This window comes from Leisingera sp. ANG59 (assembly GCF_013317235.1).
In the GTDB taxonomy this organism is placed as follows: Bacteria; Pseudomonadota; Alphaproteobacteria; order Rhodobacterales; family Rhodobacteraceae; genus Leisingera.
The window spans coordinates 36885-62643 of sequence record NZ_WLCM01000015.1 but is presented as its reverse complement, the minus strand read 5'-3'; the positions used below and the strand labels follow the sequence as shown (position 1 = coordinate 62643).

Annotated in this window: 27 protein-coding genes and 1 pseudogene; 6 read left to right on the top strand and 22 right to left on the bottom strand. The window is 65.9% G+C overall.

The window, feature by feature from the left end; all coding sequences use genetic code 11:
* Nucleotides 1-15 precede the first annotated feature (15 nt).
* The 18 genes and pseudogenes from GKC28_RS14565 to ruvC form a co-directional block, all read right to left on the bottom strand.
* Nucleotides 16-321 carry a chorismate mutase gene (locus GKC28_RS14565; protein ID WP_174147656.1) on the bottom strand — a complete coding sequence of 102 codons (306 nt, stop codon included), beginning with the start codon at nucleotides 319-321 and terminating at the stop codon, nucleotides 16-18.
* A 58-nt stretch (nucleotides 322-379) separates the two neighbouring features.
* Nucleotides 380-2056 carry a formate--tetrahydrofolate ligase gene (locus GKC28_RS14560; RefSeq protein WP_174147654.1) on the bottom strand — a complete coding sequence of 559 codons (1677 nt, stop codon included), beginning with the start codon at nucleotides 2054-2056 and terminating at the stop codon, nucleotides 380-382.
* 17 nt (nucleotides 2057-2073) lie between these two features.
* Nucleotides 2074-2306: pseudogene (locus GKC28_RS14555) on the bottom strand (formate--tetrahydrofolate ligase); the annotation flags it as partial.
* 188 nt (nucleotides 2307-2494) lie between these two features.
* Nucleotides 2495-3070 carry a sulfurase gene (locus tag GKC28_RS14550; protein ID WP_174147652.1) on the bottom strand — a complete coding sequence of 192 codons (576 nt, stop codon included), beginning with the start codon at nucleotides 3068-3070 and terminating at the stop codon, nucleotides 2495-2497.
* Nucleotides 3071-3233: 163 nt separating this feature from the next.
* Nucleotides 3234-5147, bottom strand: coding sequence for an ATP-dependent zinc metalloprotease FtsH (gene ftsH, locus GKC28_RS14545; protein WP_174147650.1), 1914 nt, complete (start codon nucleotides 5145-5147; stop codon nucleotides 3234-3236).
* Nucleotides 5148-5225: 78 nt separating this feature from the next.
* A complete protein-coding gene (tilS, locus tag GKC28_RS14540; protein WP_254604245.1) occupies nucleotides 5226-6479 on the bottom strand; it encodes a tRNA lysidine(34) synthetase TilS in 1254 nt (417 codons plus the stop codon).
* Nucleotides 6476-7318: a tol-pal system protein YbgF gene (gene ybgF / locus GKC28_RS14535; protein ID WP_174147648.1), complete on the bottom strand. Its 843-nt coding sequence runs from the start codon at nucleotides 7316-7318 to the stop codon at nucleotides 6476-6478. The genes tilS and ybgF overlap by 4 nt, the downstream gene beginning before the upstream one ends.
* A gap of 4 nt (nucleotides 7319-7322) precedes the next feature.
* Nucleotides 7323-7832 carry a peptidoglycan-associated lipoprotein Pal gene (gene pal / locus GKC28_RS14530; RefSeq protein ID WP_174147646.1) on the bottom strand — a complete coding sequence of 170 codons (510 nt, stop codon included), beginning with the start codon at nucleotides 7830-7832 and terminating at the stop codon, nucleotides 7323-7325.
* Nucleotides 7833-7924: 92 nt separating this feature from the next.
* On the bottom strand, nucleotides 7925-9250 hold the full coding sequence (tolB, locus tag GKC28_RS14525) for a Tol-Pal system beta propeller repeat protein TolB (RefSeq protein ID WP_174147644.1): 1326 nt from the start codon (nucleotides 9248-9250) through the stop codon (nucleotides 7925-7927).
* Nucleotides 9247-10383 carry an energy transducer TonB gene (locus GKC28_RS14520; protein ID WP_174147642.1) on the bottom strand — a complete coding sequence of 379 codons (1137 nt, stop codon included), beginning with the start codon at nucleotides 10381-10383 and terminating at the stop codon, nucleotides 9247-9249. Before GKC28_RS14520 ends, tolB begins: the two co-directional genes overlap by 4 nt.
* A gap of 15 nt (nucleotides 10384-10398) precedes the next feature.
* On the bottom strand, nucleotides 10399-10890 hold the full coding sequence (gene tolR / locus GKC28_RS14515; protein ID WP_174147640.1) for a protein TolR: 492 nt from the start codon (nucleotides 10888-10890) through the stop codon (nucleotides 10399-10401).
* A 4-nt stretch (nucleotides 10891-10894) separates the two neighbouring features.
* Nucleotides 10895-11590 carry a protein TolQ gene (gene tolQ, locus GKC28_RS14510; RefSeq protein WP_174147638.1) on the bottom strand — a complete coding sequence of 232 codons (696 nt, stop codon included), beginning with the start codon at nucleotides 11588-11590 and terminating at the stop codon, nucleotides 10895-10897.
* A 107-nt stretch (nucleotides 11591-11697) separates the two neighbouring features.
* The gene (gene ybgC / locus GKC28_RS14505) at nucleotides 11698-12081 is read right to left on the bottom strand and encodes a tol-pal system-associated acyl-CoA thioesterase (protein ID WP_174147636.1); all 384 of its coding nucleotides are present in this window, start codon (nucleotides 12079-12081) and stop codon (nucleotides 11698-11700) included.
* A gap of 61 nt (nucleotides 12082-12142) precedes the next feature.
* Nucleotides 12143-12685 (bottom strand): RNA 2',3'-cyclic phosphodiesterase, encoded by a 543-nt coding sequence (gene thpR, locus GKC28_RS14500; RefSeq protein WP_174147633.1) that lies wholly within the window; start codon nucleotides 12683-12685, stop codon nucleotides 12143-12145.
* On the bottom strand, nucleotides 12685-13350 hold the full coding sequence (locus tag GKC28_RS14495; RefSeq protein ID WP_174147631.1) for a hypothetical protein: 666 nt from the start codon (nucleotides 13348-13350) through the stop codon (nucleotides 12685-12687). The genes thpR and GKC28_RS14495 overlap by 1 nt, the downstream gene beginning before the upstream one ends.
* 208 nt (nucleotides 13351-13558) lie before the next feature.
* Complete coding sequence (gene ruvB, locus GKC28_RS14490) at nucleotides 13559-14578, bottom strand: Holliday junction branch migration DNA helicase RuvB (RefSeq protein WP_174147629.1); 1020 nt, start codon at nucleotides 14576-14578, stop codon at nucleotides 13559-13561.
* 142 nt (nucleotides 14579-14720) lie between these two features.
* The gene (gene ruvA / locus GKC28_RS14485) at nucleotides 14721-15410 is read right to left on the bottom strand and encodes a Holliday junction branch migration protein RuvA (RefSeq protein WP_174147627.1); all 690 of its coding nucleotides are present in this window, start codon (nucleotides 15408-15410) and stop codon (nucleotides 14721-14723) included.
* Complete coding sequence (gene ruvC / locus GKC28_RS14480) at nucleotides 15407-15904, bottom strand: crossover junction endodeoxyribonuclease RuvC (RefSeq protein ID WP_174147625.1); 498 nt, start codon at nucleotides 15902-15904, stop codon at nucleotides 15407-15409. Before ruvC ends, ruvA begins: the two co-directional genes overlap by 4 nt.
* 338 nt (nucleotides 15905-16242) lie before the next feature.
* Between ruvC and GKC28_RS14475 the strand changes: the two genes are divergently transcribed.
* Nucleotides 16243-16461: a DUF1127 domain-containing protein gene (locus GKC28_RS14475; RefSeq protein ID WP_174147623.1), complete on the top strand. Its 219-nt coding sequence runs from the start codon at nucleotides 16243-16245 to the stop codon at nucleotides 16459-16461.
* A 171-nt stretch (nucleotides 16462-16632) separates the two neighbouring features.
* Here the strand turns inward: GKC28_RS14475 and GKC28_RS14470 are convergent, their stop codons facing one another.
* The 4 genes from GKC28_RS14470 to GKC28_RS14455 all read right to left on the bottom strand — a co-directional run bounded on the left by GKC28_RS14470 (nucleotide 16633) and on the right by GKC28_RS14455 (nucleotide 21645).
* Entirely contained in the window at nucleotides 16633-16977 is a 345-nt protein-coding gene (locus tag GKC28_RS14470; RefSeq protein WP_174147621.1) for a hypothetical protein, read from the bottom strand.
* Between the two features lie 103 nt (nucleotides 16978-17080).
* Complete coding sequence (locus tag GKC28_RS14465; protein ID WP_174147619.1) at nucleotides 17081-17953, bottom strand: 50S ribosomal protein L11 methyltransferase; 873 nt, start codon at nucleotides 17951-17953, stop codon at nucleotides 17081-17083.
* Between the two features lie 136 nt (nucleotides 17954-18089).
* Entirely contained in the window at nucleotides 18090-19325 is a 1236-nt protein-coding gene (locus GKC28_RS14460) for an MFS transporter (protein WP_174147617.1), read from the bottom strand.
* 124 nt (nucleotides 19326-19449) lie between these two features.
* A complete protein-coding gene (locus GKC28_RS14455; protein ID WP_174147615.1) occupies nucleotides 19450-21645 on the bottom strand; it encodes a primosomal protein N' in 2196 nt (731 codons plus the stop codon).
* 81 nt (nucleotides 21646-21726) lie between these two features.
* Here GKC28_RS14455 and fsa point away from each other — a divergent pair, with 81 nt between their 5' ends.
* From fsa to GKC28_RS14430, 5 genes are all read left to right on the top strand, one after another.
* Nucleotides 21727-22380 carry a fructose-6-phosphate aldolase gene (gene fsa / locus GKC28_RS14450; RefSeq protein WP_174147613.1) on the top strand — a complete coding sequence of 218 codons (654 nt, stop codon included), beginning with the start codon at nucleotides 21727-21729 and terminating at the stop codon, nucleotides 22378-22380.
* A 333-nt stretch (nucleotides 22381-22713) separates the two neighbouring features.
* Nucleotides 22714-23421 carry a DUF484 family protein gene (locus GKC28_RS14445; protein ID WP_174147611.1) on the top strand — a complete coding sequence of 236 codons (708 nt, stop codon included), beginning with the start codon at nucleotides 22714-22716 and terminating at the stop codon, nucleotides 23419-23421.
* Nucleotides 23418-24338, top strand: coding sequence for a tyrosine recombinase XerC (locus GKC28_RS14440; RefSeq protein WP_174147608.1), 921 nt, complete (start codon nucleotides 23418-23420; stop codon nucleotides 24336-24338). The genes GKC28_RS14445 and GKC28_RS14440 overlap by 4 nt, the downstream gene beginning before the upstream one ends.
* 49 nt (nucleotides 24339-24387) lie before the next feature.
* Complete coding sequence (locus GKC28_RS14435) at nucleotides 24388-24615, top strand: GDCCVxC domain-containing (seleno)protein (protein WP_174147607.1); 228 nt, start codon at nucleotides 24388-24390, stop codon at nucleotides 24613-24615.
* A gap of 358 nt (nucleotides 24616-24973) precedes the next feature.
* Nucleotides 24974-25684, top strand: a complete 711-nt coding sequence (locus GKC28_RS14430) for a phosphatidylcholine/phosphatidylserine synthase (RefSeq protein ID WP_174147606.1) — start codon at nucleotides 24974-24976, stop codon at nucleotides 25682-25684.
* Nucleotides 25685-25759 lie beyond the last annotated feature (75 nt).

Genomic DNA, 25759 nt, shown 5'->3' with positions numbered 1-25759 from the left:
AGGCGCTCGGCCTGCCTACTCTTCCCGGATCACCCGCGCCTCGCGGGCAATCGACCACTCCACCAGCTGCCGCCACAGGCCTTCGATCAGATCGGGGTCCAGCCCCTCCCCTGCCGCCGCGGCGCGGGCGTTCATGACCACTTCCTCGACCCGTTCCGGGATCCGCGCCGGCCAGCCGTTGGCCTGCTTCAGCGCAATCGCCCGGTCGATATAGCCCGCCCGGGCGGCCAGAAGCTGCACCAGCTCAGTATCCAGCCGGTCAATCTGGGCCCGCACCTCTGCCATCGACTGGCAGTCCTGCGGCGGTGTCTCTGTGCTCATGTCTTAAAACTCCAGCGGCCCGGGGTGTCCCGGGCCGCTGAATGTCGCATATCCTGTCTTAGAACAAGCCTTCGATCTGGCCGTCCGCATTCAGGCGGATGGTTTCCGCCGCCGGGGTGCGCGGCAGGCCCGGCATGGTCATGATCTCGCCGCAGACCGCGACGATGAAGCCCGCACCGGCCGACAGGCGCACTTCGCGCACCGGCACCGAGTGGCCCACCGGCGCCCCGCGCAAGCTCGGATCGGTCGAGAAGGAGTACTGGGTCTTCGCCATGCAGACCGGCAGGTTGCCGTAGCCCGCGTCTTCCCATTCCTTCAGCTGGTTGCGGATCTTGTTGTCCGCCAGCACCTCGTCGGCGCGGTAGATGCGCTTGGCGATGGTCTCGATCTTCTCGAACAGCGGCATCTCGTCCGGGTAGATCGGCGAGAAGTTGGCGGAGCCGGCGTCGACGATCTCGACAACCTTCTCGGCCAGCGGCGCGGAGCCTTCGGAGCCCAGCTCCCAGTGGCGCGACAGCACCGCCTCGACGCCGTGGGTGGCGCAGTAGGCCTTGACCGCGTCAACTTCCGCATCGGTGTCGGTCACGAAGTGGTTGATCGCAACCACAACCGGCACGCCGAAGGATTTGACGTTCTCGATGTGGCGGCCGAGGTTGGCGCAGCCGGAGTTCACTGCCTCGACGTTCTCGGCGCCGAGGTCTGCCTTGGCAACGCCGCCGTTCATCTTCATCGCGCGCACGGTGGCCACCAGCACCACCGCGGACGGTGCGATGCCTGCCTTGCGGCACTTGATGTTCATGAACTTCTCGGCGCCGAGGTCGGCACCGAAGCCGGCCTCGGTGACGACATAGTCGGCAACCTTCAGCGCGGTCTTGGTGGCGATCACCGAGTTGCAGCCGTGCGCGATGTTGGCGAACGGGCCGCCGTGCACGAAGGCCGGGTTGTTTTCCAGGGTCTGCACCAGGTTCGGCTGCATCGCGTCCTTCAGCAGAACGGTCATTGCGCCCTCTGCCTTGATGTCGCGGCAGTAGACCGGGGTCTTGTCGCGGCGGTAGGCCACGATGATGTCGCCGAGGCGCTTTTCCAGGTCCTTGAGGTCGTTCGCCAGGCACAGGATCGCCATCACTTCCGACGCCACGGTGATGTCAAAGCCGGCTTCGCGCGGGAAGCCGTTGGAGACGCCGCCCAAGCTGGCGGTGATCTGGCGCAGGGCGCGGTCGTTCATGTCGACCACCCGGCGCCAGGCGACGCGGCGGATGTCGATGTCGCACTCGTTGCCCCAGTAGATGTGGTTGTCGATCATCGCCGACAGCAGCGAGTGCGCCGAGGTGATGGCGTGGAAGTCGCCGGTGAAGTGGAGGTTCATCTCCTCCATCGGCACCACCTGGGCATAGCCGCCGCCCGCGGCGCCGCCCTTCATGCCGAAGTTCGGGCCGAGGCTCGCTTCGCGGATGCAGATCATCGCGTTCTTGCCGATCCGGTTCAGGCCGTCGCCCAGGCCCACGGTGGTGGTGGTCTTGCCTTCGCCCGCCGGCGTCGGGTTGATCGCGGTCACCAGGATCAGCTTGCCGTCCTCCTTCGACTGCACCGAGTCGATGAACCCCTGGCTCACCTTCGCCTTGTCATGCCCGTAGGGCAGCAGGTCATCGCTGGAAATCCCGATCTTCGCGCCAATCTCCTGGATCGGCTTCTTCTGCGCCTCACGCGCAATCTCGATGTCACTCTTGTAGCTCATGGCAAGGTTCCTGCTGNACGGTGGTGGTGGTCTTGCCTTCGCCCGCCGGCGTCGGGTTGATCGCGGTCACCAGGATCAGCTTGCCGTCCTCCTTCGACTGCACCGAGTCGATGAACCCCTGGCTCACCTTCGCCTTGTCATGCCCGTAGGGCAGCAGGTCATCGCTGGAAATCCCGATCTTCGCGCCAATCTCCTGGATCGGCTTCTTCTGCGCCTCACGCGCAATCTCGATGTCACTCTTGTAGCTCATGGCAAGGTTCCTGCTGAGTTTGCATACAATCGCCGGCACAGGGTTGCCGGTTTGGCGTTAGATTTAGCCAAGATGCGGCAAATCACGCGCGTGATTTCCGACATTATCACGCCTTGATGCGGCGTGGCGTCTTTCGCAGGCCCTGCCAAGGTTCCTTAAAGGAAACGGATTTCCCCGAAAAAGGCCGCCTAGGGCGCCCAGGCGCGCTGATCGGGAACAAAGAGAGAGAGTTCGCTGCCCGGCATCAGGCTGCCGGGGCGTTCGACCCAGGCGGTGATTCCCCGGCGATTCTGCGCGGCCGGTTTGAAGCGGGCGCCAAAACCCGTGTGGTCCTTTTCGATCTCCCGCCCCGGCAGCACGCAGGGACGGTTTTCCATGTCCACCGTCAGCGTCACCCCGTCCGGCCCTTGCAGGCGTGAGGCCGGCGGCACGAAGGTGAAGTCGGGAATGCCGCGCAGCACGATGGTGGCACCCAGATGCGCGGGATCGACCCGTTCCATCCCCATGTCCGCCGCGATCAGGGCCAGTTCCTCCTCCGACAGGATGGTCAGCTGGCGGACATTGCGAATCTCGGTGCCTTCAGGATGGAGATTGCGCACCCGCACGCAGGAGGCGCGGTTTTCGCCCTCATGGCGTTCCCCGGCAATGCCGCCAAAGCCCAGGTCCAGGCGGTCCGCCGGCACCGCCTGCAGACCACTGTCCGCCGGCACATGGCCCAGCCAAGTGATCTGGCCTGTATATTCCGTTTTCCGCAGCACCGGCATGTCAGCTCTCCCTCGCCAATCAGTATTCATGCCGGGCGAGCATACAGGCCGCGCCGGCCGGGGCCAGTCCGGTTGCGATGCATTTTTGTGATGCCGTCCTGCAGGAACGCAAATGAGAACCCCCGGAGGCCAGCGGCTTCCGGGGGGCTAATTCCCTGGCAGATCAGGCGGAGGGTTCAGGCTCCATGCCGCCTTCGGGCGGGGTCTTCTTGGGCTTCGCCTTGGGGATCGCGGTGACCGAGGCGCTGCCCTGATCCTCGCTGTCATCCTCATCGTCGCCGGCCTGCGGCGGCTCGCCGTTCATCACCCGCTTGATCTCGTCGCCGGTCAGGGTTTCGTATTCCAGAAGGCCCTGCGCCAGACGCTCCCATTCCTCGTTCTTCTCCTTGAGGATCTCCAGCGCCTGTTCATAGCCCTGCTGGATGAAGCGTTTCACTTCTTCCTCGATCAGCTCCTTGGTGTGGGCCGAGACCGAGAAACCCGCGGTGTTGCCGGAGTAGCCTTCATGCGCTTCGGCGTAGTCGATATTGCCGACCTTGTCCGACATGCCCCAGCGCAGCACCATGGCGCGCGCCAGCTGGCTGGCCTGCTGGATGTCGCCGGCCGGGCCGTTGGAGACGTGGTCCTCGCCGTACTTGATGACTTCCGCCGCCTTGCCCGCCATAGTCATCGCCAGTTTCTGCTGACACTCATCGCGGTGGTAGTTCAGGCGGTCCATTTCCGGCAGCGACACCACCATCCCCAGCGCGCCGCCGCGCGGGATGATCGTCGCCTTGTAGACCGGGTCGCACAGCGGCAGCGCCAGGCCGACAACGGCGTGGCCGGCCTCGTGATAGGCGGTCTTTTCCTTCTGGTCCTGGGTCAGCACCATCGAGCGGCGCTCTGCCCCCATCATCACCTTGTCTTTGGCGGATTCGAAATCCTCCATGGTGACAAAGCGGCGGCCGACACGGGCGGCCATCAGCGCCGCCTCGTTGACCAGGTTGGCCAGATCGGCGCCGGAGAAGCCGGGCGTGCCGCGCGCAATGATGCGCAGGTCCACGTCCGGGCCCAGCGGAGTCTTGCGGGCGTGCACCGCCAGGATTTTCTCGCGGCCCTTGATGTCGGGGTTGCCGACGGTGACGTTGCGGTCGAAGCGGCCGGGGCGCAGCAGCGCCGGGTCCAGCACGTCCTTGCGGTTGGTGGCAGCGAGGATGATGACGCCCTCATTGGCTTCAAAACCATCCATTTCGACCAGCAGCTGGTTCAGGGTCTGCTCGCGCTCGTCATTGCCGCCGCCATAGCCGGCACCGCGGTGGCGGCCCACCGCGTCGATCTCGTCGATAAAGACGATGCAGGGGGCGTTTTTCTTGGCCTGTTCGAACATGTCGCGGACGCGGGAGGCGCCGACGCCGACGAACATCTCGACGAAGTCGGAACCGGAGATGGTGAAGAACGGCACCCCGGCCTCGCCGGCAATGGCGCGGGCCAGCAGGGTTTTACCGGTGCCCGGAGGGCCGACCAGCAGCGCGCCCTTGGGGATCTTGCCGCCGAGACGCGAGAACTTCTGCGGGTTGCGCAGGAATTCGACGATTTCCTCGAGCTCTTCCTTGGCTTCGTCAATGCCGGCAACGTCGTCAAAGGTGACGCGGCCGTGCTTTTCGGTCAGCATCTTGGCCTTGGACTTGCCGAATCCCATGGCGCCGCCTTTGCCGCCGCCCTGCATCCGGTTCATGAAGTAGATCCAGACGCCGATCAGCAGCAGGAACGGCAAGAGCGTGATCAGGAAGGACTGGAAACCCGACTGCTGCTGCTTCTCGGCGCGCACCGGGATGTTCTTTTCTATCAGCAGCGAGGTGACTTCGGCATCGGCCGGCTTGATGGTGACATAGTTCTGCCCGTCAGTCGTGGTGTAGCGCACCTGTTCCCCATCCAGGGTCACTGTGCTGACCTTGCCGGTCTCCACCGAAGTTACGAAATCCGAAAACACCTTTTCACGGCTCTGCATCGTGCTGCCGGAGCCGCTGAACAGATTGAACAGCGCCAGAATCAGCAGAAACAGAACAACCCAGAAGGCGATATTGCGTGCGTTGCCCAAGGAAAGGCCTCCCAATCATTTAGGCGCACCCGTCAGGCCGCCTGCGTTGTGCTTAAAATAAGGATCATTCGGGCAGGTTCAATGCGATAAAAGGGACGCAAAGAACTCTTCTTCGTTTGCCACCGGTTCCGCCGACCATCCGTTGGCCATTCCGGCCACCGGTGCAGCCGCCAGTTCTGCACCGCGCCACACCGCCGGCGAGGACTCCAGCACGGTGCCCGGAACGCCGGTTGTCCGCCAGGACGGGCAGTGAGCCAGCCCGTCGCGCCCCAGAGGCCGCACTTCGCAACCCTTTGCGTCGCCTCCGAAAACCTTCCACCTGCCGTCCCAGACCTGGCCGGGAAGCGAAGTGGCGCCTGCGACCGCCTTGGCCTCGCGGCAAATCCAGATCTGTTTTGACGTTGTCAGCAGATGGCAGCCGGCCACGGTCGACGCACCGCCGCCACGCGCGGCCAGAACCGCGATTTCCATCGGCACCCGGCGCGGCGGATAGGGGGTGCCCGCCACCCATTGGATTGCCTTGACCAGCAGGCGGTAGCCGGTCTCGCTGGGCAGGGTGCGGAACTTGCGCTGGCAAATGACCACCGCGCCTGCCTGCACATGCGCCATGTCGCGGGCAGCCAGAAACACGTACCAATCCAGCGCTTCGCGGGCCTTGTTCATGTTTTCGGCAACCCGGGCCAGCACCGTCGGAGTCAGCCCCAGCGGTGCCAGTTCCGCCAGGGCGCGGCGCGCCCGCACCCGTTCATAGCGCAAGTCGCTGTTGCTGGGATCCTCGCACCATTCGATGCCGCGTTCCTGCAGGTACTGGCGCAATTCGCTGCGGGTCACTTCCAGCAGCGGCCGCACCAGGGTGACACCCTTGTGCACCCGGCGCGGCGGCATGCCCGAGAGGCCTGAGACTCCTGCGGCACGCGCCATCCGCATCAGCAGCGTTTCGGCCTGATCGTCCGCGGTATGGGCCACACAGAGGGCAGGGATATCATTGCGCCTGGCCCAGGCGCACAGCAGGTCATAGCGCGCTTCGCGCGCCTGTTTTTGCAGGTTGCCCTTGCCGGGTCCATCCTCCCAGCGGATCACCTCATGCGCGATCCCCAGTCCGGCAGCAGCTTCGCCGACCTTGCTGGCCTCAGCCGCTGCTTCCGGCCGCAGGCCGTGGTCCACCGTTGCGGCGAGAAGCTCAACCGGCTCGCCTTCGAAGGCCTCCTTCATCAGGTGCAGCAGAGCCATCGAATCGCTGCCGCCGGAAACGGCAATACCCAATTTGCCTGTCATCGCAGGCTGGAACTGTCCGCGCAGCAGTCCCAGGGTATCGCGCCGCAGCCCCGTCAAGAACAGCCCAGCTTGGCCATTTCCGCAGCGGCCTCGGCCTCCTGCGCTACGCCCGGGAAACGCACCCCGACCTCGGAAAGCGTCACACAGGCCTGATCGGTCTGGCCCAGCCGGCCGAGGGCCGCACCAAGCTCGAACAGGGCCTTGGGGGCCACCGGCCCGGCTGCGTTGCCGGTGAAGGCCGCCAGATAGGCCCGCGCCGCTTCGCGGGTGTCGCCCAACCCGTCCAGCGCCTTGCCGCGGCTGAATTCGGCGGCAGGCGCCAGCGGGCTGCCCGGATAGGACTGGTTGAAGGCTGCGAATTTCTCTGCCGCGTCTTGAAACGCGCCGTCCGCCAGCAGTTGTTCGGCGGCATCGAAGTCCGCCTGCTCGCCGATGGCCAGCTCACCGCCTGCGGATTCACCGCCGGTGGCTTCGCCGCCAATGGCGGGCACTGCCGCACCGCCGGATGCAGGCAGCTCGCCGCCGCCCAGCGTCGTGGTTTCCTTCAGCGCGCCGAGATCGCCGCCCTCCAGCTCGACCAGGCGGAACTCGAGGTCACCGATCCGGTTGGTGCCATCGGCGACGATGCGGTCGATCCGGTGGTTCATCTCTTCGGTCTGCAGCGTCAGCCGCTGCAGTTCGCTCTCAATCGCGGCAACCCGGTCCAGAACCGTGTCCCCCGACACATCCGCCGAAGGCGCACCTGTCGTCGACATCTCCCGCTTCAGCCGCTGGATTTCCACATGCAGGACCGTCAGCTCCTGGCGGATGTCCGCCAGCGTTTTCTGGTCCTGCGCCGCCAGCGGCAGCGGCAGCAGCATTGCGGAGGCGAGAAGCACGGTGCGCAGGCGTTTCATAGCCTTACCCCGTCAGCCCGCCGGCCAGCACGGTGACCGCGCGGCGGTTCTTGGAGTAGCAGGCCTCATTCGAGCAGATTTCCAGCGGGCGCTCCTTGCCGTAACTAACGACCTTGAGGCGGTGGCCGGCAACCCCTTGGGAAATCAGGTATTCCCGCGCCGCATTGGCGCGGCGGGCGCCCAGGGCCAGGTTGTACTCGCGGGTGCCCTGCTCATCTGCATGGCCTTCGATGGTGACGACGTAATCGGCGTTCTGGGTCAGCCAGCGCGCCTGGCCCTGCAGGATGCCCTGCGCCTCGGGAGACAGGGTCGACTGGTCGACCGCGAACAGCACCCGGTCGCCGATGGTCTGCTGGAAATAGGCCGGGCTTGCCGGGTCCAGCGCCCCTGCCCCCAGTCCGGCGCCCGCACCTGCACCGGCGCCGCTGTTTGCCGCGTCATCCCACCGGTTGTTGCTGCAGGCCGCCAGGCCCAGAACGGCAACAGCCGCAATTGCCAATTTCATACCGCTCATGTTGTCTGCCTATCCCTTTTGCGTTTCTTGACCGGAAATTAACACATGCCCGGATCAGGTTCCATGCGGGTCTCCCCGCCAATTCACTTCTATCAATTCTGCAATGGCGACCAAGCCGGATCCGAAGCCCCGTCAGGTGTTTTCACAGGTTTGAGGTTGCGGCCGGTGATGTCCACCGAATAGAGCAGCGCCCGCCCGGCACTGCCCTGGCTTTCGCGGGTGAACATGATCACCCGGCCATTGGGCGCCCAGGTCGGCCCTTCGTCCAGGAACGACGCAGTCAGCAGCCGCTCCTCGCCGCCGTCGGTGCGCATCACACCGATGTGGAACCGGCCCTTGTTCTGCTTGGTAAAGGCGATCATGTCGCCGCGCGGCGACCACACCGGGGTGCCGTAGCGGCCTTCGCCAAAGCTGATCCGGCGCGCCTCGCCGCCGCCTGCCGGCATCACATAGAGCTGCTGGCTGCCGGAGCGGTCGCTTTCAAACACGATCTGGCTGCCGTCCGGCGAGAACGACGGCGCTGTCTCGATCGAGGGGGCCGAAGTCAGCCGGGTCTTGGCGCCGGTGCTGATATCCATCGTGTACAGGTCCGTATTGCCGCCCTGGGTCTGCGAATAGACGATGGTACGGCCGTCCGGCGCAAAGCGCGGCGCAAAGCTCATGGTGCCGTCGCCGCTGGACAGCACCTTTCGCTGCACCTGTCCCACATCCAGAACATGGATCTGCGGAAAGCCGCTCTCATAGCTGGTGTAAAGCACCCGGTCGCCGGTGGGCGAGAACCGCGGCGCCAGAACGATGGAGGCGCTGTTGGTCAGGTACTGCACATTGGCGCCGTCGTAATCCATCACCGCCAGCCGCTTGCGGCGGTCGTTCTTGGGGCCGCTTTCGGAGACATAGACCACCCGGCTGTCGAAATAGCCGCTTTCACCGGTGATCCGGCTGTAGACCGCATCCGCCACCTTATGCGCCATCCGGCGCCAGCCGTCGGTGGTGCCGTTGAACTGCAGCCCGGTGCCCAGCTCCTTTTCGGCAAAGACGTCATGGCCGCGGAAGCGCACAGTCAGCTGGTTGCCGTTGACGCTGACCGCGCCGGTGATCAGCGCCTGCGCGTTCACCGCTTTCCAGTCGGCGTATTTCACCGGGTTGTCGAAGCCGGTCACCTTGGAGATATGGGCGCTGGCCGGCACTTCCCGGAACAGGCCGGTGCCGCTCAGATCCGCCGCGATCACCCGGGCGATCTGCGCCGCATATTCCGCCGCTGCCGGGGTTTCCGGCACGAAATCCGGCACCGCATAGGGCAAGGGCTCGATCACGCCCTGGTCGATCTCGATGCGAAGCGGGCCGTCCTGAGCCATGGCCGCGCCCGCGCCTGCCGCCGCGGCGGCACCGATCAGAAGGGCTGCCAGAAATTTCCTCATTTGATCCGCATCCTTTCGGGATTGAATGTCATCTCAATATCGCGCCATTGCGAATATTTTTCAGGGGGAAGCTGAAAGCCTCCGGACCCGCAGCGGATAATCGCCCGCCGGGCCGCCTCATAGGCCTGCTTTGCCGCCGTGGAGGATCCGCCGGTGCTGGACAGCATCCGGATCGAGCCGGTGTCCGGGGTGCCGTCCTGCGCCAGCGAAACGCCAACCACCACGGTTGTCTTAAGCGCATCGGTGGACAGGGAGCCGACGTTCCAGCAGCGCGACACCTCGACCCGCAGCGCGTCTTTCTCGCCCAGGGTCAGCGGCGGGCCGGAAGGTTCCGGCGCCTCCACGTCGGCGCCGCCTGCCAGCGCCTCGGCCAGCGCATCGGCAACCGCATCGGCAGTGTCCGCCTGCTGCGTCTCTGCCGGTTCGGCGGGCTGGGCTGCTTCGGTCACTTGCGGTTCCGGCTCCGGCTGGGGCCGGGCGGGCCGGGTCTTGGGCCGTTTCGACACGGCCGGCGCGGCAGAGGCTGCGACATCCTCGCCCTCGTTCTCCTCGGTCACGATCCGGTCGCTGGCAGCCTCGCGCGCGGTGGCTTCCTGCACCTCCTGCTCGGTCTCGGCGCCTTCCTCGGGCGCGACTTCAGGCTGAACAATGTCGTCAATCCTGGTGTCCGGCTCCGGCGGCGCAACAGGTTCCGGCGCCACCCGGTCCACCGGGCGCGGCGCGGTCTCGGGCCGCAGCTGCGGCACCAGCGAGGCCACATCCGGCTCTTCCGCGGCAGAGGGCAGCTCAATCGGCACCTCAGGTTCAGGCGGCTGTTCCGGCAGTTCCGTCACCTGCGGGTCGGGCTCTGCCGGGGCAACCGGTTCGGGCTGGGACACCTGCGGCTCCGGGTCCGGCTGCGGCGCAGGCTCGGGCGCTGGCTGCACTTCGGCGGGTTCCGCCAGCGGAGCTGGTTCCGGCGACACCTGCGGTGCCTGGCGCTGCTGGCTCAGCTTCTCGAACTGCTCAGCGGAAATCAGCGCCACCTGCTGCACGTTGGACGGCAAGGGTTCGGACGGGAACCAGGCGCCGAAGACAACCCAGGTCATCAACAGCCCATGCCCTGCCAGCGAGATTTTAGTTCCGGTCTGCACCGTCCGCGTCCCCGCCTACTGCCCTGTGCTTTCGGCCCGCTGCCCGTCCAGCGCCGGGCCGCCGGTATTGGTGACCAGCCCCACGTTGGAAAAACCGCCCGCGTTCAGCGCGCCCATCACCTGCATGACGTCAGAATAGGCGATCCGCCCGTCGGCGCGCAGGAACACCCGGTCCGAGGACCGCTCTGCCGCGATCGCCCGCAGCTTGGCCACCAGCTCATTGCGCGCCACCGGCGTGGTCTGGATCTCCACCCCGCCCTCGGCGGTCATGGTCACGGTCAGCGGCTCTTCCTCGTCGCCGGGCAATGCGCCCGCGGCGGTCTTGGGCAGTTCCACCGGCACACCAACGGTCATCAGGGGTGCTGCCACCATGAAGATGATCAGAAGCACCAGCATGACGTCCACAAAGGGCGTCACGTTGATCTCGGACATCGGCCTGCCGCGGCGGCGGCGGCGGCCCCGGCGGCGGTCGCCGCCGCCCGAAGGCTGCTGGACTGCGGCACCCATGGCCTCAGGAATCCAGCTGGCGGCTGAGGATGGTGGCGAACTCGTCGGCAAAGGCCTCGTAGCCGCCGATGATGCGGTCGCTGTCCGCGCTCAGCTTGTTGTAGAAAACCACCGCCGGGATCGCGGCCAACAGACCCAGGCCGGTTGCCATCAGCGCCTCGGCGATGCCCGGCGCCACCACGGCGAGGTTGGTGTTCTGCTGCTCCGCGATCTCGATGAAGGCGGTCATGATGCCCCAGACGGTGCCGAACAGGCCAACGAAAGGCGCGGTGGAGCCGACCGTTGCCAGCACCGACAGCCCGCCCTGCAGGCCTTCGGTCTCCTTGGCGATGGCCACGTCCATCGAGCGGTCGATGCGCGCCTGCGCACCGGGGATCAGCCCGCCATCGCTGCGGTGGCTGCGGCGCCACTCCGTCATCCCTGCGGAAAAGATGCGCGCGGCCTGGCCCGGCGGCTCAGCGCCGACCTTGTCGAACAGCTCATCCAGCGGATTGCCGGACCAGAATGCCCGGTCGAACGCATCCGCTTCCCTGCGGGCAAGACGGTAGTTGATGGTTTTCTGGATGATAATGCCCCAGGACCAGATCGAGGCCCCGATCAGCATCAGCATCACCAGTTTCACGGTTACGGTGGCCCGCGCGAAAAGGCCCCACATGGAGAAATCAATCTCCTGCGCCAGCGCCAGAGTTTCTGCTTCCATTCGCCTGCTCTACGGTTTTTCCCGGCCGTTTATCCGGCCTTATTTGGCAAGACGCTAGCCCAGTTCAATGGCAAAGGCCAATAAAACAGGCGCGCGGGCGCCAAATGTTACTGCAATGCGCGAATCTCTGCCGGCAGCCGCGCCGGTTTGCCGCCCGTGGAGATGCAGACGATGGTGACCCGGGCCCGGAACAGCGGCTGGCCATCGCGGGTGACTTCCTGATTCAGGGTCATCCGGGCGGGGGTCACGCTGTGCATGGAGGTGGTGACCAGCAGCTCCTCGTCGAACCTGGCAGGCGCTAGGTAGTCGGCCTCGATCCGGCGCACCACATAGATCAGCCCGCCCTCGCGCATGGCGTTCTGATCCACCCCGATGCCGCGCACCCAGTCGCTGCGGGCGCGCTCGATGAACCGCAGGTAATTGGCGTGATAGACGATCCCGCCCATGTCGGTGTCCTCGTAATAGACGCGGACGGGGAATTGGTGGTTCATAGCCTGCTCTCCTGCCTTTGCCCGCGCACCCTAGGAGCGGCGCCAGACCGCTGCAAGCGGCTCACCCCTCCAGCCGATACTCCGCCAGAACGTCGTAACGCGCCCCATCCGGCGCCAGCGTCGACTGATACAGTGCGAGGCTCTCCGCTTCGCAGTCCAACCGGAAACCCGATGCCTCCGCCAGGTACCGCGCGATTTTTTCCACCTGCCCCGCCTCCAGATGCCGGGGAAAACGCCCGAGGGTCACATGCGGCCGGAACCGTTCGCGGGGCAGCTCGATCCCGGCTTGTCGGCAGGCGCCACGGATGCGGTCGCGCAGGTGGGTGAGCTCCGGCGTTTTCCGCACCTGAGCCGCCAAGACCCGTGGCAGCTTGCCGCCAAAGGTCTCCAGCCCGCGGAAGGTCAGCTGCAAAGGCGGTGCGCTGATCTCCGCCAGCACCTGGTGCAGAGTCTGCAGCACGGTCTCGGGCTGATCGTCGAGGAAGGCCAGCGTCAGGTGCATGTTCTCTGCCGGGACGTGCCGCCCGACGGTCAGCCCCTCCTGCACGCGCTCCAGCGCGTCCAGGGCTGCATCCGGCATTTGCAGGCCGACGAAGGTGCGCATCAGGACTGCGGCGGTTCCGCCGGCGCCTGCAGCCGCGCGAACAGGCGCAGCGCGTGGGATTTGTCCTCGGCCGCAACCGGCATCATCCGGTCGTAAGCCGCGGCAATGACCCCCGCGATTTCCGGCCGCAGGATGGTAGCGCCGGTTTCCGGCAGCACTGCCAGCGGCGAGGCCTCGGCAAAGGCCGCATCGCCCCACATCAGCGCCACCTGCACTGCCTGGGTGAGTGCCAGCGTCTCGGCCGGCATCTGAGCCATCGCACCCTTCATCCGCAGGAACACAAACGCCGCCTTGATGCCGCCCTGATCGTCAAAGCGGAAGGCCCGGTACTGGCTGGCATCCGCCTCCTTCAGCCGCGCGACCAGCGGCTGCAAGCCCGGGATCAGCCGGCCGAGGTCCGGCACTTCCAAGAGTTCGTCCCAGTCGCGGAAGAAGAAGAACATCAGGTTCGAGCCCAGCTCCGGGTCGGTTTCGGCCATTTGGTGGCCCGCCAGCGTCATCACCGCCTCCAGCGCGCCCTTGATGGTTTTCAGGGTCTCATCCTGCACCCCGAACACGATCGGCGCCACCGGCCGCCCCCAGCGGGCAAAGGCATATGAACCCTCATTGCGGGTGAACAGGGCTTCGATCTGCTCCGGCGTCAGGTCTGGCAGCTGGGCGGTCATTTGCGTCTCCTTGGTGCTGCCCCGTCTATGCCGTCTGTGCCGCGCGGCGGCAAGGGGGCCGGCTCCCGCGCCTGTCCGGCCTCCTGGCTGCACCAGGCCGCCGGAACCAGCCTTAGGCCAAGCGCCTCTGGCGCGGCGCGGCGATCAAACTCAGTTCAATTAACCAAGTCAGCACCCCTGCCGCAACTTATGTCGGTGACTGCAGCTGTTATCCGAAAAGGTCGTTCTGGCTGCGCGGCGGTGCCATTCCCAGATGGGTCCAGGCCTTTTGCGCCAGCATCCGGCCGCGCGGCGTGCGCTGGATCAGCCCCTGCTGCAGCAGGTAAGGCTCGATCACCTCCTCCAGCGCGTCGCGGCTCTCGCTGAGGGCTGCCGAAATCGTCTCGATCCCCACCGGCCCGCCGCCGTAATTCTCGGCGATCAGCTTCAGATAGCGCCGGTCGGCGCCGTCCAGCCCCAGCTGATCCACCCCCAGCCGCGTCAAGGCGCCGTCGGCCAGTTCCCGGGTGATGGTGCCATCGCCCTCGACCACCGCGAAGTCCACCACGCGGCGCAGGAGCCGCCCGGCGATCCTGGGGGTGCCGCGTGCGCGCCGCGCGATTTCGCGGGCGCCGGCGTCGTCAGCCGGCGCGCCCAGCTTGCGGGCGTTGCGGCTGACGATCTCGAACAGCTCGTCGATGGTGTAGAACTGCAGCCGGGTCGGAATGCCGAAACGGTCGCGCAGCGGCGTGGTGAGCAGGCCCATGCGGGTGGTGGCACCGACCAGGGTAAAGGGCTGCAGCTCGATCCGCACGGTGCGCGCTGCCGGCCCCTCGCCGATCACCAGGTCGAGTTCAAAGTCCTCCATCGCCGGGTAAAGCACTTCCTCCACCGCCGGGTTCAGCCGGTGGATCTCATCGATGAACAGCACGTCGCGGGCTTCGAGGTTGGTGAGGATCGCCGCCAGATCGCCCGCCTTGGCCAGCACCGGGCCGGAGGTCATGCGGAAATTCACCCCCAGCTCGCGCGCAACGATCTGGGCGAGCGTGGTCTTGCCGAGGCCGGGAGGCCCGTGAAACAGCGTGTGGTCCATCGCCTCGCCGCGGCGGCGGGCGCTTTCGATGAAAACGCGCAGGTTGGCGCGAGCCTCTGCCTGGCCGATAAATTCGCCAAGGCCTTGCGGGCGCAGGGCGCGGTCGTTGTCTTCCGGCAGCGGTTCGGGGCGAAGGGCGGGGTCGGCGTCAATCATTGGCAATACTCCGCTCCAGGACTTCATTCAGATGAACCGCCTGGCCGATGGGCCGGGCAGCGCCCGTCCGCCCCCCCGGGCGGGCGCTTCGCTTTCCGCCCGCGGACGGGCACCGCCCTTGATTTTTCAACAGCACCTTAGATCACCCCTTCGGCGCCAGCAGGCGCAGCGCGGCGCGGATCAGGTCCGGCTCATCCGCATCCGGATAGGTCGCGGCGGCTTCGGCTACTGCGGCCGCGGCATCAGAGGGGCCATAACCCAAATTGCCCAATGCCGACAGCGCCCCGGCAGAGGCAGCGGCTGCCCCTGAGGGCTTCTTCGGAGGCGCCTTGCGGGCCGGTTTGGCGGCAGGTCCGGGATCGGCGTCATCAACCACCTCCAGCCCTGAGCCGTCCATCGCATCCACTACCGTGCCGCCCATCGCCATCACGCCGGGCGCCTTGTCCTTGAGATCCAGCACAATGCGCTGCGCGGTCTTGGGGCCCACGCCCTTGGCGGCCTTGACCGAGGCCCAGTCGCCCAGGGCAATCGCCCGGCTCACCCCGTCCGGCCCCAGCGCGCCGAGAATGGCCAGCGAGACCTTGGCGCCGACGCCCTGCACCGAGGTCAGCAAACGGTGCCATTCCTTCTCCACCAGCGAGGTGAAGCCGTAAAGCTGCATCAGGTCCTCGCGCACCACCATGTCGGTATAAAGCGCCACCGGATCACCCGGCCCGGGCAGCGCTGCCATGGTGCGGCCGGAGCAATAGACAATATAGCCGACGCCGCGCACGTCGATCAGCACATGATCCTGCGCCCGGTAATCGAGCCGTCCCGTCAGCTTGCCGATCATGCGCGTTTCTCCCTCAGCTGGCGCTGCTGCGTGCCGCCGTAATAAGCGTGGCAGATCGCAATCGCCAGCGCATCCGCCGCATCGGCGTTTTTCGGCAGGCAGCCCGGCAGCTGCAGCTTGACCATATGCATCACCTGCTCCTTCTCGGCGTGGCCGACGCCCACCACCGTCTTCTTGACCCGGTTGGGGGCGTATTCGCCCACCACCAGCCCCGCCTTGGCCAGCGTCAGCAGCGCGACGCCGCGGGCCTGGCCCAGCTTCAGCGTGCCGGCGCCATCCTTGTTCACGAAGGTCTGTTCGATCGCCGCCTGGTCCGGGGCGAAGGCTTCGATGATCTCGGAGACCTGATTGTGCAGCGACAGCAGTCGCTCGCCCAGATCATCCCCGTCCGAGGTGCAAACACCGTTGGCGACATGGCTGAGACGGGTGCCGCGCGATTCGATCACACCCCATCCAAGGTTCCGCAACCCCGGATCAATTCCCAAAATCCGCATGATGTGCCTGCCCTTGCCCGTGTGCCGGCCCGTTTGCCGGAAATTATTTTGACCCACGACTAGCACAAAAGGCGAACATGTCCAATTGCTTTCGCAGCTGATTGTTTCCGGGAACAGCCCAGATGCGGCCTGGAAACGACCCTTCACACTGGCTGGAGCGACATTTCCGGGACCGCTCGGGACCGCGCCGCAAACCCCTTATTTGCAAGGCCGGAAGCTATGCGTACAGCGCATATGACACATGCAATTTCAGGCCTTGCTGCGCAAAAATTTCACCACTAGATGCCGGCCATCGCAACGAAGCGACGGATGCTAACAGCTAATCAGAGGACACGGATATGGCCGCATTTGACACCACCCGCACCACCTATGGTTCCACCGGCCTGTTTGGCCGTTTCGGCGATCTGTTCGCCGCCGCAGCAGGCGCATTCGCCGCCTGGAACGACGCCCGCGTGACCCGCAACGCGCTGAACGGCCTGTCCGACCGCGAGCTGGCCGATATCGGCATGTGCCGCGGCGACATCGATGGCGTGGCCACCGGCAAATCCGTCTTCTGAGACACCCCTGATTTGCGCCCTCCTCCTCCCTCAGGGCGCACAGGGAAACGCCGCGGACCTTGAACAGGCCGCGGCGTTTTTTTTGCGCCCCAAGCTGGCTGCAGACAGCACAAAACAGGCCGCTGAACTGTCAGCGGCCCTTCTCAGTCAGCATTCCTGGCAGACCACCAGTCAGCGCAGCACCGGTCCGATCTTCTGCGCGATGTACATGGAAGCAGGCTCCGCCTGCATCAGGAAGGCGCCGGCGCGCTCAACGGCGCTGCCCCCTGACAGTCTCGCAACCCGCTCGTCATAGCTGGCAGAGCCAAGCGCTGCGATCAGGAACCCCTTGAACAGCAGGAAGGCCGCCGCGAAGAACAGCACCGTCCGGGCCGAGATCCGGGATTGCACCCGGCGCGGCTGAAGCACCAGAAGCCCGTCCGGGCGCATCTGCGCCGAAAACCCTTCGGACATAGCTGCATGCTTGCGGTTGATATGCTTCAAACGCGACTGAAACTGATCACGATGTTCGACCATCACTAGTCTCCGAACTGGCCCCCACCAGCGGATGGCCCATGATTGGCTAATAATGCGGCGAAAATGGGGCAAGCCTCTCAAATTTGCCGCAAACTTAATTCAATCAACCCGCTTTGCGGAGAAGTAACGTTGTCCATTCACCAATTTCATCCCGGCGCGCCGGATTGGCGCCGTTCTGTGCATAAACACTGACCACGTCGTCGGCCTGCTCGTTCAGGATCCCGGAGAGAATCGCATAGCCGCCGGGGCGCAGATTCGCCGTCAGGTCCGGCGCCAGAGCCACCAGCGGCCCCTTCAGGATGTTGGCGAAGATCAGGTCATAAGGCGCCTGCGCCTGCAGCTGCGGGTTGTCGAAACCGGCCGCCTCCAGGCAGATGACCTTGCCTTCCATACCGTTGGCCTTGAGGTTGGCCTCGGCCACCTCAACCGCCACTTCGTCAATGTCGCTGGCCAGGATGGTGCCGTCCCAGACCCGGGCAGCGGCCATTGCCAGCACCGCGGTGCCGCAGCCGATATCGGCCACCTTTTCGCCGCTGAAACCCTCGTCCAGCAGATGGTCCAGCGCCTTGAGGCAGCCCAGCGTGGTGCCGTGGTGGCCGGTGCCGAAGGCCATTGCCGCCTCGATCAGCAGCGGGATCTTGTCCGCCGGAACCCTGTCCGCGTCATGGGAACCGTAGACGAAGAAGCGCCCGGCCTCGACCGGGGCCAGTTCGCGGCGGACATGGGCGACCCAGTCGGTTTCCGGCACCTCGGAGACCACAAATGGCTTGGCTTCATGCATCGCGGCCAGCAGCGCGAGGCCTGCCTCGTCGGGAGCTTCAGTGAAATAGCCGCCAACCTCCCACAGGCCGGAGCCGTCCTCCATCTCGAACACCCCGATGCCAGTGGGTTCCGGGTTCAGCCGCTCCATGGCTTCGCCCAGCGCTTCGGCCTGGGCTTTTGCGGTGAGCGTGGTGAGGGCGGTGAATGTGGGCATGGCGTTGCTCCTGAAACTGTTGCCAAGCGCCTAGGCTGCCGCGCGCCCCGCGTCAAGCGCCCGCCTGGCTGCAGGCCAGGCAGCGCCCGCGCTTAGCTCATGCGCGGGCGCTCCGCCCCTTGGCGGGGCGGAAGGGTCATTCGGCCGGCGCAGGCCGCGCGTATTTGCTGAAGATGGTCTCGTTCCCCGGTTCCGGATGGCGCGGGATCAGCAGCGACAGGGCGAGCGATACCAGCGCCATGCCCGCCGCCAGGGCAAAGACCAGGCCCGGCTCAAAGACCCAGAGGAGGCCCAGCAGCACCGGCAGGAACACCGCGGCGATATGGTTGATGGTAAAGGCCACGGCGGCGGTGGGGGCGATGTCGCCCGGGTCGGCTATCTTCTGGAAATAGGTCTTGAGCGCCAGCGCCAGGGCAAACAGCACATGGTCCACCACATAGAGCACTGCCGCAATCACCACGCCCCAGCCGAACCAGTAGATGCCGCCATAAGCCGCAAAGACGATGGCCAGGCCTGCGTATTCAAAGATCAGCGTGCGGCGCTCGCCAAAGGCGGCCACGGCTTTGCCCAGCACCGGCGCCACGGTCATGTTGATCACCAGGTTGACCAGGTAAAGGCCGGTCAGCTCATGCACCTCAAAGCCGAATTTCTCGACCATCATGAAGCCTGCGAAGACCACAAAGATCTGCCGCCGGGCGCCGGCCATGAACTGCAGCGCGTAGTAGAGCCAGTAGCGCTTGCGCAGGATCAGCTTCTTGGTCTGCGGATGCGGTGCGTCGAACTGCGGATAGGCCAAGAGCGCAAACAGCGCGATGGCGGCGGTCAGCCCGCCTGCGGCCAGAAACACGGTGTTATAGCTGAGGCCCAGGCTTTCCCAGGTCAGCACGATCAGCCCGTAGACCACCAGCGTGGCTGCCGACCCGGCAGCGACCAGCCAGCCCAGCGTCTGCGGCGCGCGGTCCTTGGGCAGCCATTGCAGCTGCAGCGACTGGTTCACCGTTTCATAGTAGTGGAACCCGATCGAGCTCAGCAGCGTCACCATAAGAAGACCGCCGAGCGAGGGGAACCACGCTGTGACGGCTGTGGCAACACCCAGCAGCGCCAGCGAGATCAGCCCCAGTACCTGCTCGCGCACGAACAGGATCACCGCGATCACACCAACGGCCAGGAAGCCGGGGATTTCCCGCACCGTGTGCAGCAGGCCGATGTCGGCGCCGTCGAAACTGGCGGCTTCGATCACAAAGTTGTTGAGCAGCGCGCTCCAGGTATTGAAGGCAATCGGCATTGCCAGCGCCATCAGGAACAGAAGCGTCACGGGACGGCGCCAGAACGGCAGGCCCTGGGCCTCGGAAAGGGGCATCGGTTTGAACATGTGCTTGGGTTTACGCCTGTTCCGCCGGTCTGGCGAGAGGAAAAACCCGCCTGCACAATGAGCTACGCATGAACGCGCAGATACCGCGGGCAGTACCGCACCCACGCGGCTTCTGCATGCTGGCTCAGAAGAAGCTTTGCGGGTCGATGTCGATGCTGAGGCGCAGATCGCCTTTCAGGCGCAGCGGTGCGGTCCAGCGGGCAAGGGCCTCCTGCAAGGGCGCGCCCTTGGCCGCCTTGACCAGCAGCCGCACCCGGTGGCGGCCGCGGACGCGGGCGATGGGGGCGGGTGCCGGGCCGAACAGCTGGGCGCCAATCTGGCGCAGCGGGCCATCGTTGCGGGCCATGGCGTTACCAAGGTCAAAGACCGCCGCCAGATCCGGCCCCGACAGGATGATCCCGGCCATCCGGCCATAGGGGGGAACCCCCGCGGCCTGGCGCTCGGCGGCCTCGGCCTTCCAGAAGCTCTCTTCGTCCCCAGACAGGATCGCGCGGATTACCGGGTGCTCGGGCTGGAAGGTCTGCATCAGCGCTTCACCCGGCCGTTCGGCGCGCCCTGCACGGCCCGCCACCTGGCGCATCAGCTGAAAGGTGCGCTCTGCTGCACGCAGGTCGGAGCCCTGCAGGCCGAGGTCGGCATCGATCACCCCGACCAGCGTCAAGAGCGGGAAGTTGTGGCCCTTGGCGACCAGCTGGGTGCCGAGGATGATGTCGGCCTCGCCCGCGGCAATCTCCTCGATCCGCTGCTTCAGCGCGCGGGCGGAACCGAACAGATCCGAGCTGAGCACCGCGATCCGCGCTTCGGGAAACAGCGAGGTGGCCTCTTCCGCCAGCCGTTCGATACCGGGGCCGACCGGGGCCATCTTGCCCTCCACCTCGCAGGAGGGGCAGACCTCGGGCACGGGCTTGGTTTCTCCACACTGGTGACACATCAGCCGCTTCATGAAGCGGTGTTCAACCATGCGGGCGTCGCAATGGTCGCAAGCCACCTGCGCCCCGCAAGCGCGGCAGATGGTGACCGGCGCAAAGCCGCGGCGGTTCAGGAACAGCAGCGATTGCTCGCCGCGTTCCAGGCGCAGTTTCATCGCCTGTTTCAGGGTTGGCGAGATCCAGGTGGAGGGCAGCAGGTCCTCCGACCGCATATCGACCGCGCGCATGTCGGGCAGCACCGAAGCGCCGAAACGGGAGGTCAGGTTCAGGCGGTTGTACTTGCCGGCCTCGGCATTGGCCCAGGTCTCGAGGCTCGGCGTGGCGGAGGCCAGCACCACCTGCGCCGAGCACATGGCCGCGCGCAGCACCGCCATGTCGCGGGCATTATAAAGGACGCCGTCCTCCTGCTTGTAGGAGGTGTCGTGCTCCTCATCGACGATGATCAGGCCAAGGTCGCGAAACGGCAGGAACAATGCTGAGCGCGCGCCGATCACGAGGCCAGCGCCCCCCTGCCCGACCATTTTCCAGACCCGGCGGCGCTCGGTCATGGTGGCGCCGGAGTGCCACTCGGCGGGTTTGGCGCCAAAGCGCGCCTCGACGCGGGTCAGGAACTCGGCAGTCAGGGCAATCTCGGGCAGCAGCACCAGCGCCTGCCGCCCGGCGCGGAGGGCGGCGGCGACGGCCTCCAGATAAACCTCGGTCTTGCCGGAGCCGGTGACGCCTTTCAGCAGCGTGGTGCCATAGCGCCCGCTGTGGACCCCTTCCGCCAGCACCGCTGCAGCCTTGGCCTGATCCTCCGTCAGCTGTTTAGAGGGCAGTTCAGGGTCCAGATGCGGGTAGGGCAGATCGCGCGGCGCTTCCTCCTCGCGCAGGGCGCCCTGTTTCACCAGCCCCTTCACCACCGACGGCGTGACATCGGCCATGTCGGCGAGCTCCTTGGGCGTGAAGGCGAGGCCGCCGTACTCCTCCAGCACCTCCAGCACGCGGCTGCGGGCATCCGTCATCCGGTCGGGCACGCCGTCACCCCGGCGCAGGATCTTGCGCATCGAGGGCGGATCGGAAAGCCCCGGCGCACGGGTCGCCAGCCGCAGCATCGCGGGCATGGGTGTCAGGGTGTAGTCGGCCGCCTTGCCGAGGAACTGACGCATCTCGGTCCGCATCGGCGCCACATCCAGCACCCGGATCACCGCGCGCAGCTTGGCCGAATCGAAATCGCCCGCGCCCGGCCCCCAGACCACGCCCAGCACCTTGCGCGGCCCCAGCGGCACCTCGACATAGGCGCCAAGAAAACAGCCGCCCTCCGGCGCGCGGTAATCCAGAAGACGGTCAAGGGGTTGCGTGGTCAGAACCCCGACCCTCTCGCCTGCCTGAAAGAACTCCTGCCCGCTCATACTGCTGCCTGTGTTGCCGCCCGTATGTCCATGAGGTAAAGGCTGTGGCGACCGAGGCCAACCCATCCAAAGGACTGCCCCATGAAATTCTTCGTAGATACTGCCGAGATCGGCGCCATTGCCGAGCTGAACGATCTGGGCATGGTGGACGGTGTTACCACCAACCCGTCGCTGATCAAGAAATCCGGCCGCGACATCATCGAGGTCACAAAAGAAATCTGCGATCTGGTTGACGGCCCGGTTTCTGCCGAGGTTACCGCCACGGATGCGGAAACCATGATCGCCGAAGGCCGCAAGCTGGTGGAGATCGCCGAGAACATCGCGGTGAAGGTGCCGCTGACCTGGGACGGGCTGAAAGCCTGTAAAACCCTGACCGACGACGGCCACATGGTGAACGTGACCCTGTGCTTCTCCGCCAACCAGGCGCTGCTGGCGGCCAAGGCGGGCGCGACCTTCATCTCTCCCTTCATCGGCCGTTTGGACGACATCAACCTGGACGGCATGGAGCTGATCGAGGACATCCGCACCATCTATGACAACTACGGTTTTGAGACCCAGATCCTGGCCGCCTCGATCCGGTCGGTGAACCATGTGCTGGATTCGGCCCGCATCGGCGCCGACGTGATCACCGCGCCGCCCTCCGTGATCAAGGCGATGGTGAACCACCCGCTGACCGACAAGGGCCTTGATGCCTTCCTGGCCGACATCAAGGCGGCTGAGATCAAGATCCTCTGATCGCCCGATTGTTGAGAAGACCGCAGAAGGCGCCCTTATACGGGCGCCTTTTACTTTGTGAACCCGTTATTCAATGAGCGCAGTTCTCCCGGGCCTCCCGGCTCTCCGGCTCACGCCGGAGCCGAAAGGCGGCTTTTCACGCCGCCGGAGCCAGGCGGAGGCCCGGCGCCACGCCCAACGGGAGCGGTGCACGGACATGCACCGGCGACCGGCGGGAGTCTTCCGTTTTGCGGCGAATTCCGCCCGCTCCGCATTTTTCGGCAGCATTGCAAATTTCCCGTGTTATACACGGTAGCAAACCCGCCAGAGGTCCGGAGCCGCAAGAGTTCACGCATGAGCAGTTCAAGCCATTCAGCCAGCCTGGAAGACCAGCTGCGCGAGGCCATCCTCGCCAAACCCGATGCAGTGCTGGAAGACCAGCACCTGATGAATGCCCTGGTCGCCGCCAATGAGCGGGCGATGGGTTCCAATGTTGTCGACCTGCGCGGCATTGCGATGGAGCGGATGGCGGCCCGGCTCGACCGGCTGGAGGACACCCACCGCTCGGTGATTGCCGCGGCCTATGACAACCTGGCCGGCACCAACCTTATCCACCGTGCCGTGCTGCGGCTGCTGGAGCCGCGGGACTTCACCGCTTTCCTCGCCTGCCTGGAGCAGGACATGCCGGAGATCCTGCGTGTGCATGCGCTGGCGCTGGTGCTGGAGACCTCGCAACCCGGCGGCGCCGAGGTGGAGCGCAAGTCCGGCGCGCTGAAGCTGGCAGGCCCCGGCTTCACCGAAAGCTATGCCGGCCAGTCCGGCAGCGAACGCCCCGTGACCTTGCGCCAGACCCAGGGCGGCAGCCCGCGGGTTTACGGAATGAAAGCGGAGTGGATCCGGTCCGAGGCCTGCCTGATGCTGGACCTGGGCGAAGGCCGCCTGCCCGGTATGCTGGTGATGGGGTCGGAAGACCCGCATCAGTTCTCGCCGATGCAGGGCACGGATCTCCTGACCTTCTTCGGCGGCGTCTTCGAACGCACGATGCGCTGCTGGCTGTCATGACGCTGATCTCCCCCGCCTGCCGTGATGCGCTGCAGCTGTGGCTGGAGCGGCTGGGCGGGCTGGAGGACGCCTCCGCCAACACCCTTACCGCCTACCGCGGCGATGTCACTGCGTTTCTGGCCTTCATGACGCAGCACAGCGGCGGGCCGCAGGGGCTGGGCGCGCTGGCGCGGATCACCACTGCGGACATGCGGGCCTGGATGGCCTCGGAACGCAACTCCGGCACCGGTGCGCGGTCGCTGGCGCGCAAGCTGTCCGCGGTCAAGAATTTCTACCGCTGGCTGGCGGAGCGCGAAGGCTTCGAACCCGCCGCGGTGCTGCTGGCACGCTCCCCCAAGTTCCAGAAGAAACTGCCGCGACCGCTGGCGCCGGAGGCCGCGAAGGCGGTTCTGGAAACCGTCGAGCTGCAATCGCAGCAGGACTGGGTGGCCGCCCGCGACGTGGCGGTGGTGACGCTGCTTTACGGCTGCGGACTGCGGATTTCCGAAGCGCTGGGGCTCACGGGCGCCGACGCGCCGCTGCCGCCGGTTCTGCGCATCCTTGGCAAGGGCAAGAAGGAGCGGGTGGTGCCGGTCCTGCCTGCCGCCCGCGATGCGGTGGAGCGCTACCTGTCCCTCTGCCCGCACCCGCAGGAACCGGAGGCGCCGCTGTTCCGCGGCGTGCGCGGCGGCCCGCTGAACCCGCGCCAGATCCAGGGGGTGATGGCCAGGACCCGCGCCCAGCTGGGCCTGCCGGCCACCGCCACACCGCATGCCCTGCGCCACAGCTTCGCCACCCATCTGCTGGAGGCAGGCGGCGATCTGCGTGCGATCCAGGAGCTTTTGGGCCACGCCTCGCTGTCGACCACCCAGGCCTATACGGCCGTAGACACCACCCATCTGCTGGAGGTCTACAACAAGGCCCATCCGAAAGCATGACTTGCCCCGGGCCGCGTGCCGGCATTTGCTGTCAGCAGGGAGGCTGACCATGCCTGACGAACAAGCTGCGCAAGTGGTGCTGACCAGTATCTTGACCTGCCCCGGCTGCGGGCGCGAAACAACCGAGGAGATGCCGCAGGACGCCTGCCAGTGGTTTTATGAATGCCCGGCCTGCCGCGCCCTGCTGCGGCCAAAGCCCGGCGACTGCTGCGTTTTCTGCTCTTACGGAACCGCCCCTTGCCCGCCCGTGCAAAAGGGGGACTGCTGCTGCGGCTGACGGGCAAGCTGCCGGATTTAATAAAATGCGCGCCACTTCCGCAGCGGACAGAAAGCCTCTGTTAAGCCGCAGCGGGCCAGATGGCAGAAACCGATCCAGAAAGGATTCTGCCATGCCCCCTGCCGGCCTTGCCGTATTGTTTGCCGATGGCGCCCCTGCCGCCCCTGCCCCGCCGCCTGATGTGCACCCGTGGCAGCGCGACATGCCCGAAATCCCCCCCTTCTCCTCTCCCGGAATCACTGATCCGGCTCCGCACGGCCGCCGCATGGCCCGTATCCTGCTGCCGGCAGGTACGGAATTCCGCCCAATTCTGCACTGAACGGTTGCGGGTCCGGGGCAAATTCGCCATCAGGGACACATGACACCTCAGATCCGCGCCCTCACCGTTCACCTGCTCACCGCTACCGGTGCCGTCTTTGCCATGCTGGCCATGCTGGCGGCGGCGGAGGGCAAATGGAGCCTGATGTTCGTATGGCTGGTGGTGGCCTTTGCGGTGGATGGCATCGATGGACCGCTGGCGCGGCACTACCACGTCAAGCGCTACTCGCCGGAGTTCGACGGGGTGCTGCTGGACCTGATCATCGACTATCTGACCTATGTCTTCATTCCTGCCTTCGCCCTGTTCCAGTCCGGGCTGATGGCAGGCTGGACCGGCTGGTTCGCCATCATCGTGATCACCTTCGGCAGCGCGATGTATTTTGCCGACACCCGGATGAAGACCAAGGACAACTCCTTCTCCGGTTTTCCGGGCTGCTGGAACATGCTGGTGCTGGTGATCTTTGCTCTGGAACCCAGTCATTGGACCAGCCTGGTGCTGGTGACATTGCTGTCCATCGCCATGTTCCTGCCGCTGAAATTCATCCACCCGGTGCGCACGGAGCGCTGGCGCAAGGTGTCGCTGCCGATGGCGCTGGGCTGGACCTTCTTTGCCGGCTGGGCCGCCTGGGTTGATTTCCACCCGGCCAGCTGGGCCCATTGGGGGCTGGTGGTGACATCGGTCTACCTGCTGTTTGTCGGCATCGCGCAGCAGATTGTGCCGGAACGGCAGCGCAGATCTTCCGCGGTTTAACAGCCGCGCCCTGTGCCTTGCTTCCGGCAATAGCGCGTCCTGCGGCACTGAACGCGCTGGCCGCCGGATGCGGCC

Coding starts and splice junctions, on each gene's coding strand:
- GKC28_RS14565 (WP_174147656.1), bottom strand. CDS start 321: ATGAGCACAGAGACACCGCCGCAGGACTGCCAGTCGATGGCAGAGGTG.
- GKC28_RS14560 (WP_174147654.1), bottom strand. CDS start 2,056: ATGAGCTACAAGAGTGACATCGAGATTGCGCGTGAGGCGCAGAAGAAG.
- GKC28_RS14550 (WP_174147652.1), bottom strand. CDS start 3,070: ATGCCGGTGCTGCGGAAAACGGAATATACAGGCCAGATCACTTGGCTG.
- ybgF (WP_174147648.1), bottom strand. CDS start 7,318: ATGAAACGCCTGCGCACCGTGCTTCTCGCCTCCGCAATGCTGCTGCCG.
- pal (WP_174147646.1), bottom strand. CDS start 7,832: ATGAGCGGTATGAAATTGGCAATTGCGGCTGTTGCCGTTCTGGGCCTG.
- tolB (WP_174147644.1), bottom strand. CDS start 9,250: ATGAGGAAATTTCTGGCAGCCCTTCTGATCGGTGCCGCCGCGGCGGCA.
- tolR (WP_174147640.1), bottom strand. CDS start 10,890: ATGGGTGCCGCAGTCCAGCAGCCTTCGGGCGGCGGCGACCGCCGCCGG.
- tolQ (WP_174147638.1), bottom strand. CDS start 11,590: ATGGAAGCAGAAACTCTGGCGCTGGCGCAGGAGATTGATTTCTCCATG.
- ybgC (WP_174147636.1), bottom strand. CDS start 12,081: ATGAACCACCAATTCCCCGTCCGCGTCTATTACGAGGACACCGACATG.
- thpR (WP_174147633.1), bottom strand. CDS start 12,685: ATGCGCACCTTCGTCGGCCTGCAAATGCCGGATGCAGCCCTGGACGCG.
- GKC28_RS14495 (WP_174147631.1), bottom strand. CDS start 13,350: ATGACCGCCCAGCTGCCAGACCTGACGCCGGAGCAGATCGAAGCCCTG.
- ruvB (WP_174147629.1), bottom strand. CDS start 14,578: ATGATTGACGCCGACCCCGCCCTTCGCCCCGAACCGCTGCCGGAAGAC.
- ruvA (WP_174147627.1), bottom strand. CDS start 15,410: ATGATCGGCAAGCTGACGGGACGGCTCGATTACCGGGCGCAGGATCAT.
- ruvC (WP_174147625.1), bottom strand. CDS start 15,904: ATGCGGATTTTGGGAATTGATCCGGGGTTGCGGAACCTTGGATGGGGT.
- GKC28_RS14475 (WP_174147623.1), top strand. CDS start 16,243: ATGGCCGCATTTGACACCACCCGCACCACCTATGGTTCCACCGGCCTG.
- GKC28_RS14470 (WP_174147621.1), bottom strand. CDS start 16,977: ATGGTCGAACATCGTGATCAGTTTCAGTCGCGTTTGAAGCATATCAAC.
- GKC28_RS14465 (WP_174147619.1), bottom strand. CDS start 17,953: ATGCCCACATTCACCGCCCTCACCACGCTCACCGCAAAAGCCCAGGCC.
- GKC28_RS14460 (WP_174147617.1), bottom strand. CDS start 19,325: ATGTTCAAACCGATGCCCCTTTCCGAGGCCCAGGGCCTGCCGTTCTGG.
- GKC28_RS14455 (WP_174147615.1), bottom strand. CDS start 21,645: ATGAGCGGGCAGGAGTTCTTTCAGGCAGGCGAGAGGGTCGGGGTTCTG.
- fsa (WP_174147613.1), top strand. CDS start 21,727: ATGAAATTCTTCGTAGATACTGCCGAGATCGGCGCCATTGCCGAGCTG.
- GKC28_RS14445 (WP_174147611.1), top strand. CDS start 22,714: ATGAGCAGTTCAAGCCATTCAGCCAGCCTGGAAGACCAGCTGCGCGAG.
- GKC28_RS14440 (WP_174147608.1), top strand. CDS start 23,418: ATGACGCTGATCTCCCCCGCCTGCCGTGATGCGCTGCAGCTGTGGCTG.
- GKC28_RS14435 (WP_174147607.1), top strand. CDS start 24,388: ATGCCTGACGAACAAGCTGCGCAAGTGGTGCTGACCAGTATCTTGACC.
- GKC28_RS14430 (WP_174147606.1), top strand. CDS start 24,974: ATGACACCTCAGATCCGCGCCCTCACCGTTCACCTGCTCACCGCTACC.